The following is a 9713-nucleotide window of genomic DNA, read 5'->3' as shown; positions in this document are numbered from 1 at the left end:
TTTATCACACCCCGCCCCGGGGGTTCCCCCCACGGCGGTTAAACGCGCCCCGCGGTCCCGGGCGGCGGCATTCCGCCCGGGACCGCTGCTCTCGAAAGTACGCCCTCAGCGCGCGTCCCAGGACCCACCCCGCACCCGGAGGCGAGGAATCGCAGCACATGGCCGCCATCCGCCGGACCGCCGCCCGCACCGAACCGGCGCCCGCCGACGGCACCGACGGCCCCGGCCGGCTCCTGGTCGGCGCCCTCCGGCACAGCGCGGGCCGCACCTCCGCCCTGTTCGCCTGCAGTGTCGGCGCCGCCGCGGTCGCGATCGCGCTGCCCGCCGTCTTGGGCCACGTGCTCGACCTGTTGCTCGACAACGCCGCCGGAGCACGCCGCGCGGTCGCCTTGTGCGCGATCCTGATCGTCGCCGAAGTCGTCTTCGACGCGGCGGAGGCGCTCCTGAGCGGGATCACCACCGCCCGGACCGCCGCCTGGCTGCGCCGCCTCGGCATCGACCACGTGTTGTCGCTCGCCCCGCACCGCGCCGCCGAGCGCGGCACCCCCGGCGACTTGGTCACCCGACTCACCGGCAACGCCGCCGAGGCGAGCACCGCTCCCGCCACGGTGGCAACCGGCCTGGCCGCGTTGTTCGTTCCGCTCGGCGGCCTGATCGCCCTCGCGGTCATCGACCTCCCGCTGTTCGCGGTGTTCCTGGCGGGTGTGCCGCTGCTGGCCTGGCTGCTGCGCGCCTTCGTGCGCGACTCCTCGGACAGTGTGGCCCGCTACCAGCGTGTCCAGGCGGACATCGCCGGCCGGCTCGTCGAGGCCCTGGGCGGCTCCCGCACGATCGCCGCCGCCGGCAGCTCGGCCCGCGAACTCGACCGGATCCTCGCGCCGTTGCCCGAGCTGGGCAACCAGGGCAGGCGGATGTGGCACGTCTACGGACGGGCCATGGCGGGCGCCGGAATCCTGGTGCCGCTGCTGACCACGGCCGTGCTGGCCGTCGGTGGAATCCGGCTGACCCACGGCGACCTGACCGTCGGCGAACTGCTCGCCGCCTCGCGCTACGCCCTGTTGGCCGCCGGCCTGGGCGCCGGCGTCGGGCAACTCAACGCCCTCGTGCGCAGCCGCGCCGCCGCCCGCCGCACCGCCGAGTTGTTGGCCGTGCCCCCGATGCGTTCGGGCACCGACCCGCTGCCGGCGCACGGCCCGGGCCGGCTCGAATTGCGCGGGGTCACCGTCGTGCGGGACGGCACGGCGGTGCTGCGCGACGTGCACCTGATCGTGCCGGGCGGCAGCACCGTGGCCGTGGTCGGGCACTCGGGCGCGGGCAAGTCCACGCTGGCCGCGGTCGCCGGACGGCTGACCGACGTGGACGCGGGCACGGTGTGGTTGGACGGGGTGCCGGCGACCGAGGTCGATCCGACGCGGTGGCGGCGCGAGGTCGGGTACGCCTTCGAGCGACCGGCGCTGTTCGGCGACACGATCGCCGAGGCGATCGGCTTCGGGCCGTATGCCTCCTCCCCCGGCGAGGTCGAGGTCGCCGCCGAAGCGGCCGGCGCCGACGGCTTCATCCGGCTGCTACCGAAGGGCTACGCGGCGCCGCTGAGCGGTGCCCCGCTGTCCGGGGGCGAACTGCAACGCCTCGGGCTGGCGCGGGCGTTCGCGCACGCCGGGCGACTGCTCATCCTGGACGACGCCACCTCCAGCCTGGACAGCGTGACCGAACTGCGGGTCGGCCGGGCGCTGGTGCGCGACGTGCGCGCGGGCACCCGGTTGTTGATCGCCCATCGGGCCTCCTCGGCGGCGCGGGCCGACCGGGTCGTGTGGCTGGAGGCCGGCCGGGTGCGGGCGCTCGGCACACACCGGGAGTTGTGGGACGTGCCGGACTACCGGGCGGTGTTCGCGGATCTCGGCGATCCGGGCGCGGCCGAGGGGTCGGCGGCCGGGGCCGGCCCGGGCGCCGCCGGGGAGGATCGGTGAGCGAGTCCCGTGTGCCGGTGCTCGCCCGGCGTTTCCTGGCCCGGCGCAGGCGGGTCCTGGTCCGGCTCGCGGGATGGTCGCTGCTGGAGTCGGCGCAGACCTTCCTCGGCGGCTACGGCGTGGCGATGGCCCTCGATCACGGCTTTCTGGCCGGGCGCGCCGGAATCGGGGTGGCCTGGCTGGCCGTTGCCGCGGTGGCGATCGTCTTCGGCGGGTGGGCCACCGGCGGGATCTTTCGCGGCCTGGCCGATCTGGTCGAGCCGCTGCGCGACGGGCTGGTCCGGCGGGTGGCGACGCGCGCGCTCACCGAGGCGATCGACGCGCCGGCCCGCGCGGCGGACAGCGCGGTGGTCTCGCGTTTGACCAACCAGAGCGAGATCGCCCGGGACAGCTTCGCCGGACTGGTCCTGGTGGCCCGCTCGTTCGTCTTCACCGCTCTCGGCGCGCTGTTCGGACTGGCCGCGCTGGCACCGGAGTTGCTGGTCGTGGTGGTGCCGCCGCTGGTGCTCGGGCTGGCGCTCTTCCTGGCCACGTTGCTGCCGATGGCCGCCCGACAGCGGGCCTTCCTGGACGCCGACGAGGCGTTGTCCGGGCAACTCGGAATGGTCGCGACGGGCCTGCGTGACGTGCTGGCGGGCGGCGCGGGCGAGTCGGTCGCGGCTCGTACGCACGCGTTGATCGACGCCGAGGCGCGCGCGGCACGGTCGTTGGCCCGGTGGGCCGGCGCGCGGGCGATCGCGCTCGGGGTGGCCGGGCAGTTGCCGGTCCTGTTGCTGCTGGTGAGCGCTCCGTGGTTGCTCGATCGGGGCCTGACCGCGGGGGCGTTGCTGGGCGCGCTGACCTACCTCACCCAGGCACTGTTGCCGGCGCTGCACACGTTGATGCAGGCGCTGGGCGCGGCGGGCACCCGACTGCTCGTGGTCCTGGATCGGCTCACCTCGGGGCCGACGTCGGCGCGGCGGCGTGCCGGCGTGCTCGGCCCGGCCGACGCGGCCGGTGCGACCGGTGGGCCGCCGCGGGTGCGGCTGCGCCGGGTGACGTTCGCCTACGGCCCGAACGCGGCGCCGGTGGTGCGCGACCTGGACCTGACCGTCGAACCCGGCGAGCACCTCGTGGTGGTCGGCCCCAGTGGCATCGGCAAGTCGACGCTGGCCGCCCTGGTCGCGGGGGTGCTCGTGCCGGACCGGGGCGAGGTGCTCGTGGACGGCCGGCCGGTCCGCCCGGTCGGCGGCGAGCCCTCCCGGCAGCGGGTGCTCATCCCGCAACAGGCGTACGTGTTCGGCGCGAGTGTGCGGGAGAACCTGCTCTACCTGTGCCCGGACGGCGCGTCCGCGGCGGCGCTGGCCGCGGCGACGGACGCGGTGGGCCTGGGGCCGCTGATCGATCGACTGGGCGGCCTCGACGCGCCGGTGGATCCGGCGTCGTTGTCGCAGGGCGAGCGCCAGTTGATCGCGTTGGGTCGGGCCCACCTGTCACCGGCGCCGCTGGTCCTGTTGGACGAGGCCACCTGCCATCTGGATCCGGCCGCCGAACGACGCGCCGAACGGGCCTTCGCGGACCGGCCGGGGACGTTGATCGTGGTCGCCCATCGGATCAGTTCGGCCCGACGGGCGGACCGGGTGCTGGTCCTGGACGGTGTACACGCGGTGTGCGGAACGCATCGGGAACTCCTGGATCGCTCGTCGTTGTACCGGGACCTGGTGGGGGACTGGCACGCGGAACGCATCTGAGGAGGATCGGGAGGGGGTCGGGATCCGGGCTCCGGCGCGTCGCCCGGATCCGACCGGGCCGGTGCTACACCCAGCCGGCGTCCTGCGAGATCCGGATCGCGTCGATCCGGTTGCGGGCGCCGGTCTTGCGGGTGATCGCGGACATGTAGTTGCGTACCGTGCCGATGCTGAGCCGCAGGTCGCGGGCTATCTCCGGAGCCGACGCCCCCTCGGCGGCGAGCGTCAGCACCCGTATCTCGCGCGGGGTCAACGGGGCGCTCGCGGCGCGCAGCAGGTCGAGCGCCAGCGACCCGTCCACATAGCGCCGACCGGCGGCCACCAACCGGATCGCTCTCGGTAACTGCGGAGGTCGCGCGCATTTGTCCACGAAGCCCAGGGCCTTGGCCTCGGCTGCCCGACACAGGCTGCCCGGCCGGGACGTGGTGGCCAGGACGAGCAGGGCGCAGTCCGGATCGACCGGGCGACGCGGCAGTTGCACGGATCCGGGACAGTCCACGTCCACCACGCAGACGTGCGGACGTTGGCACCGGGCCCGATTCGGTGCGCCGTCCCAACTGTCGGCCTCCACCTCGATGTCTTCCTCGCGATCGAGCAGCGCGGTCAGCGCCGATCTCATCAGTTCCGTGTCGTGCACCAAGAGAACGCGGATCATTGTTCGCTCCCGATAGACGCCGACGTCCCGAAGTTGCCCGTCGAGCACCTCGATAGCTACCCCGCCCCACGACTTGCACCACAACCTGTAATCGAATGATGCGTTTGTGCGACGTTTGGATCCGTCGCCCGTGATTCCTGTCGAACCACGACCGCTCGGGGCCGCTCTCGATCGCGCCGTGGCAGCACCTCGACCGACCCCGCCGACGGGGTGTGGCTACCGGCCGGAATCAGCGTCCGGGGGGCGGGTCGAGGCGGCGCGGCGGGTTCGGGCCCAGCCGGGCGCCCACGTTCGGCCGTAGGGGTGCTCGGGGGCCGACGCGACCAGGTGTTCGCGCAGGGCGGTGAGCCCGGGGTGCGGATTGTCGGCGCGCCACAGCAGCGAGTGCGGGTAGACGGGGGTCGGGTCGCACAGCGGGATGAGCCGCAGGTCGTGACCGACGGGCCAGACGAGCGGCGTGCGGTCGGTGAGGAAGGTCGCCAGCGTCGATGATTCGGCGATCGTGTCCAGGAGCACCTCGATGCCGAAGTCGGGGCCGATCGTGTCCACGGTGAATCCGAACGCGGCGGCGAACTCGTCGTAGTAGGCCGTCCATTCGGTGCCGCGGATGTTGCCCGGCATCCAGATCCGGCGCCCGGCGAGTCGGGCCGTGGCCACCGTCGCGGCGGTGGCGAACTCGTGGGTGGGGCCGACGAACAGCCGCAGCGGCTCGTCCAGGACCGGGGTCGCCTCGACGCCGTCGGGCAACCGCCGACCGGGCATGGTGACGGCCCGGATGCTCGCGTCGATGAGGCCCGACCGTACCGCGTCCACGGCCGCGTCGGCGCCGGGCAGGGTCACCACGTCCAGCCCGATCTCCGGATGCGCGAGGTGGAAGTCGCGCACCAGGCCGGCCGGGGCGAGCCGGCGCCCGACCACGTCGACCCGCAGCGCGCGCCGGCCCGGCCGCACCGACGCGGCGGCCTGCTCCTCGGCATGCAGCAGCGTCCGGGCATGCGGCAGGAACACCTGCCCGTCGATGGTCAATTGCGCGCCGCGCGCGGTCCGGACGAACAACTGCACACCGAGGTCCCGCTCCAGCGCGGCGATGCGCTTGGAGACGGCCTGCTGGGAGATCGACAGTCGGGCCGCGGCCGACTGGAACCGTCCCGCGTCCACGGCGGCGACGAAGGTGCGTACGGCGGCGATATCCACGCCCGTCATCCTAGAAGCACAACCGATCGTTGTGGATTGTGGGCGAGATAGTTGTTTGATCCCATTACGTCATGCTCGATTTGATGTCTCCGGTCAACGCTTGGTTGATCAAGCGCGCCTCCTCCCCGCCTCGGAGATGACTCACTCGTGCCGGATTCCTTCGTCCACCTGCACAATCACACCGAATACTCGATGCTCGACGGCGCCCAGAAGCTGGGACCGATGTTCGCCGAGGTCGCCCGGCTGGGCATGCCCGCGATCGCCATGAGCGACCACGGCAACATGTTCGGCGCCTACGAGTTCGCCCGGGTCGCGCGGGGCTTCGCCGGCGTCCGGCCGATCATCGGCATCGAGGCGTACGTGGCGCCCTCGTCCCGGTTCTCCCGCAAGCAGGAGTTCTGGGGACCCGGTGGCCGACGCGCCGTCGGCAACGACGGCGAGGGCTCCAAGGACGTCTCCGGCGGTGGTCGCTTCACGCACATGACCATGTGGGCGCGCGACGTCCGGGGACTGCGCAACCTGTTCCGGCTGAGCACCCAGGCCGGCTACGAGGGCCAATTCCCGGCCGGCAAGCCCCGGATGGACCGGGAGTCGATCGCGCGGCGATCCGAGGGCATCATCGCCACCACCGGCTGCCCGTCCGGCGAGGTACAGACCCGACTGCGGCTGCACCAGTACGACGAGGCGAAGGCCGCCGCCGCGGCGTACCGGGAGATCTTCGGCCCGGAGAACTACTTCCTGGAGTTGATGGACCACGGCCTGGCCATCGAACGCGACGTGCGCGAGGGACTGCTGCGTCTGGCCAAGGAGTTGAACCTCCCGCTGCTGGCCACCAACGACGCGCACTACGTCACCGAGGACCAGGCCGACGCGCACGACAGCCTGCTGTGCATCGGGGTCGGCAAGGACAAGAACGACCCCAAGCGGTTCCGCTTCGACGGCTCCGGCTACTACCTCAAGTCCCCCGCCGAAATGCGCGCCCTGTTCGCGGAGTTGCCCGAAGCCTGCGACAACACCCTGTTGATCGCCGAACGCGTCGAGTCATACCACGACGTCTTCGACTACGTCGACGAGATGCCGCACTTCCCGGATGTGCCCGCAGGCGAGAGCCAGGAGTCCTGGCTGCGTCGGGAGGTTCGCCGGGGGCTGGTGATGCGCTACGGGGATCCGATCCCGGCGCGGGTGCTGGACCGCTTCGAGACCGAGATGTCGGTGATCGGTCCGATGGGCTTCAGCTCGTACTTCCTCGTCGTCGCCGACATCTGCCGGCACGCCCGGGAGAACCGGATCCCGCTGGGTCCCGGGCGCGGCTCGGCCACCGGCTCCATCGTGGCCTACGCGACGCGGATCACCGAACTGTGCCCGCTGGAACACGGGTTGCTGTTCGAGCGGTTCCTCAACCCGGAGCGCGTCAACCCGCCCGACGTCGACCTCGACTTCGACGACCGCCAACGCGACCGCATGGTGCGCTACGTGACCGAGAAGTACGGCGACGAGTACACCGCCATGGTGAACACGTTCGGCCGGATCAAGGCCAAGAACGCGATCAAGGACTCGGCGCGCATCCTGGGCTACCCGTACTCCCACGGCGAGCGCATCACCAAGGCCCTGCCGCCGGACCACAACGGCAAACCGGCCCCGCTGGCCGCCGTCTTCGACGCCGCCCACGAGCGCTGGGCCGAGGCCGGCGAGCTGCGCCGCATGTACGACGAGGAGCCGGACGTGCGGCGGGTGCTGGACACCGCCCGCGGCGTCGAGGGCCTGATCCGCGGCACCGGGGTGCACGCCGCAGCGGTGATCCTGTCCAAGACCAGGCTCACCGACCGCATCCCGCTGCACATGCGCGCCTCGGACGGCGTGCGGATCACCGGGTTCGACTACCCCTCGTGCGAGGCGATGGGCCTGATCAAGATGGACTTCCTGGGTCTGCGCAACCTGGGCGTCATCGACCAGGCGATCCGGAACATCCGGGAGAACCGGGGCATCGACCTGGCCACCGTCGATCCGCTGGACGGCAACGCCTCGACCGTGGTGATCCCCCTGGACGACGCTCGGACGTATCGACTGCTGGCCGAGGGCAACACGTTCGGCGTCTTCCAACTGGACGGCGGCGGCATGCGGGTGCTGCTGCGGCAGATGGAGCCCACCCGGTTCGAGGACATCGCCGCGGTCAACGCCCTGTACCGTCCCGGCCCGATGGCGGCGAACGCACACACCAACTACGCGCATCGCAAGACCGGTCGCCAGGAGATCACCCCGATCCATCCCGAACTGCGCGACGCGCTGGAGCCGATCCTCGGGAACACCTTCCATCTGCTCGTCTACCAGGAGCAGATCATGGCCATCGCCCGGGAGTTGGCCGGCTACACGCTGGGCGGCGCCGACCTGTTGCGCCGCGCGATGGGCAAGAAGAAGCCGGAGGTACTCGCCGCGGAATGGGACAAGTTCCACGACGGCATGCGCGGGAACGGCTTCGGCGAGGAGGCGATCAAGGCCCTGTGGGACGTCATGCTCCCGTTCTCCGGCTACGCGTTCAACAAGTCGCACACCGCCGGCTACGGCCTGGTCTCGTATTGGACCGCCTATCTCAAGGCCAACCACCCGGCCGAGTACATGGCCGCACTGCTCACCTCCGTCGGCGACGACAAGGACAAGGCGGCGGTCTACCTCGCCGACGCCCGCAAGAACGACGTACGGGTCCTGCCCCCCGATGTCAACGAGTCCGTCGCGGAGTTCACCGCCGTCGGGGACGATGTGCGGTTCGGGCTGCGGTCGGTGCGCAACGTCGGCGACAACGTCATCGAGGCGATCGTCGACGCCCGGCGCAGGAGGGGCGGGTTCACCTCCTTCGCCGACTTCCTGAGCAAGGCGGACCTGCCCGCCCTGAACAAACGGGCCGTGGAATCGCTGATCAAGGCCGGCACGTTCGACTCGCTGGGGCATTCGCGCAAGGGCCTGGCCGCCGTGCACGAGGAGGCCATCGACGCGTTCGTCCCGGTGAAGAAGGCGGCGAGCTTCGGCCAGGACGATCTGTTCGCCGACGCGGGCGCGGGCGAGGGCGACGAACCCGCATTCGGCCTGGACTTCCCGATCGACGACGCCGAGTGGCCGCGCCGGCAACTCCTGGCCACCGAACGCGAGATGCTCGGGCTCTACGTCTCGGCCCATCCGCTGGACGGGGCCGAGCACATCCTCGCCGCCGCGCGGGACTGCTCGATCGCCGCGCTGCTCGGCTCCGAACGCGGCTCCGGGGAGGTGCGACTGTCCGGACTGATCACGGGGGTGCAGCTCAAGACGACCAAACAGGGCAACGTGTGGGCCATCGTCGACCTCCAGGACCGGGACGCCGGCATCGAGGTCCTGTTCTTCCCCGCCGTCTACCGGCTCGTCCGACCCGCCCTGGTCGAGGACCACGTGGTCTCGGTCACCGGCCGGATCGAGGAGCGGGACGGAACCCCGAACGTCTTCGGTCGGGAGGTGACCGTGCTGGACGTGTCCTCCGCCGAACACGGCGGCCGACCGCCGGTGCGCCTGGCCCTGCCCGCCCACCGGGTCACCGAGCAGTCGGTGGCCGAACTCAAACGAATCCTCGCCGCCCACCCGGGCGACTCCCCGGTCCACCTCACCGTGCGCGGCGTGCACAAGACCACCGTCTACGCGCTGGCCGCGAAGGTCGACGCGAGCACCCTGGCCTCCGAGATCAAGGTGACCTTCGGGGCGGAGTCCTGGGTGGGCAGCGCGTAGGGGTCGCCTCCTTCGGACCCGGCGCGGATCAGCGGGCGGACAGGGCGTCGTCCACCCAGTCCCCGGCCAGCACCTCGTCCAGGACCAGCGCGCCCGCACCCAGCATGCACGCGTCCCGGCCGGTCACGGCGGTGGCGATCTCCAGGTCGCGGGTGGCCAGCGGCAGGCAGCGTTCGTAGATCGCGCCGCGTACCGCGGCGACGAAGGGCTCGGCGGCGGAGAGGCCGCCGCCCAGGACGAGCACGTCGGGGTTGAAGAAGTTCACCAGCGGGGTGAGCACCTGCCCGGCCAGCCGGCCCGCGTTGCGGACCAGCGTGGTCACCTCGGGCACGCCGTCGTTGACCAGTTCGACCAGTTGGCGCGACGAGGAGACCTCGATGCCCTGCGCGCGCAGCGTGCGCTGCAGCGCCGCGCCGCTCGCGTGCG

The 9713-nt window shown here is 72.0% G+C and carries 6 protein-coding genes; 3 read left to right on the top strand and 3 right to left on the bottom strand.

All coding sequences use genetic code 11. From position 1 onward, the window contains the following. Positions 1-158 precede the first annotated feature (158 nt). Both ACFXMF_RS44670 and ACFXMF_RS44665 read left to right on the top strand, forming a co-directional pair. Positions 159-1967: an ABC transporter ATP-binding protein gene (locus tag ACFXMF_RS44670; RefSeq protein ID WP_380017804.1), complete on the top strand. Its 1809-nt coding sequence runs from the start codon at positions 159-161 to the stop codon at positions 1965-1967. Next, a complete protein-coding gene (locus ACFXMF_RS44665; RefSeq protein ID WP_379991656.1) occupies positions 1964-3697 on the top strand; it encodes an ATP-binding cassette domain-containing protein in 1734 nt (577 codons plus the stop codon). Before ACFXMF_RS44670 ends, ACFXMF_RS44665 begins: the two co-directional genes overlap by 4 nt. 64 nt (positions 3698-3761) lie before the next feature. Here the strand turns inward: ACFXMF_RS44665 and ACFXMF_RS44660 are convergent, their stop codons facing one another. Together ACFXMF_RS44660 and ACFXMF_RS44655 are read right to left on the bottom strand one after the other, a co-directional pair. After that, the gene (locus tag ACFXMF_RS44660) at positions 3762-4349 is read right to left on the bottom strand and encodes a response regulator transcription factor (RefSeq protein WP_360309125.1); all 588 of its coding nucleotides are present in this window, start codon (positions 4347-4349) and stop codon (positions 3762-3764) included. Positions 4350-4565: 216 nt separating this feature from the next. Next, on the bottom strand, positions 4566-5543 hold the full coding sequence (locus ACFXMF_RS44655) for a LysR family transcriptional regulator (RefSeq protein WP_379991655.1): 978 nt from the start codon (positions 5541-5543) through the stop codon (positions 4566-4568). A 147-nt stretch (positions 5544-5690) separates the two neighbouring features. Here ACFXMF_RS44655 and dnaE point away from each other — a divergent pair, with 147 nt between their 5' ends. Continuing rightward, positions 5691-9287, top strand: coding sequence for a DNA polymerase III subunit alpha (gene dnaE, locus ACFXMF_RS44650; RefSeq protein ID WP_379991654.1), 3597 nt, complete (start codon positions 5691-5693; stop codon positions 9285-9287). A 28-nt stretch (positions 9288-9315) separates the two neighbouring features. Here dnaE and ACFXMF_RS44645 read toward each other — a convergent pair. Next, the coding region (locus ACFXMF_RS44645) for an ROK family protein (RefSeq protein ID WP_380021197.1) at positions 9316-9713 on the bottom strand (398 nt) is incomplete at its 5' end.

Origin of the sequence: Embleya sp. NPDC059213, from assembly GCF_042754445.1 — a bacterium.
Lineage (GTDB): Bacteria > Actinomycetota > Actinomycetes > Streptomycetales > Streptomycetaceae > Embleya.
Note: the sequence above shows the minus strand (reverse complement) of the source record. Positions and strands in the feature narration are given on the sequence as shown.

Coding starts and splice junctions, on each gene's coding strand:
- ACFXMF_RS44660 (WP_360309125.1), bottom strand. CDS start 4,349: ATGATCCGCGTTCTCTTGGTGCACGACACGGAACTGATGAGATCGGCG.
- ACFXMF_RS44670 (WP_380017804.1), top strand. CDS start 159: ATGGCCGCCATCCGCCGGACCGCCGCCCGCACCGAACCGGCGCCCGCC.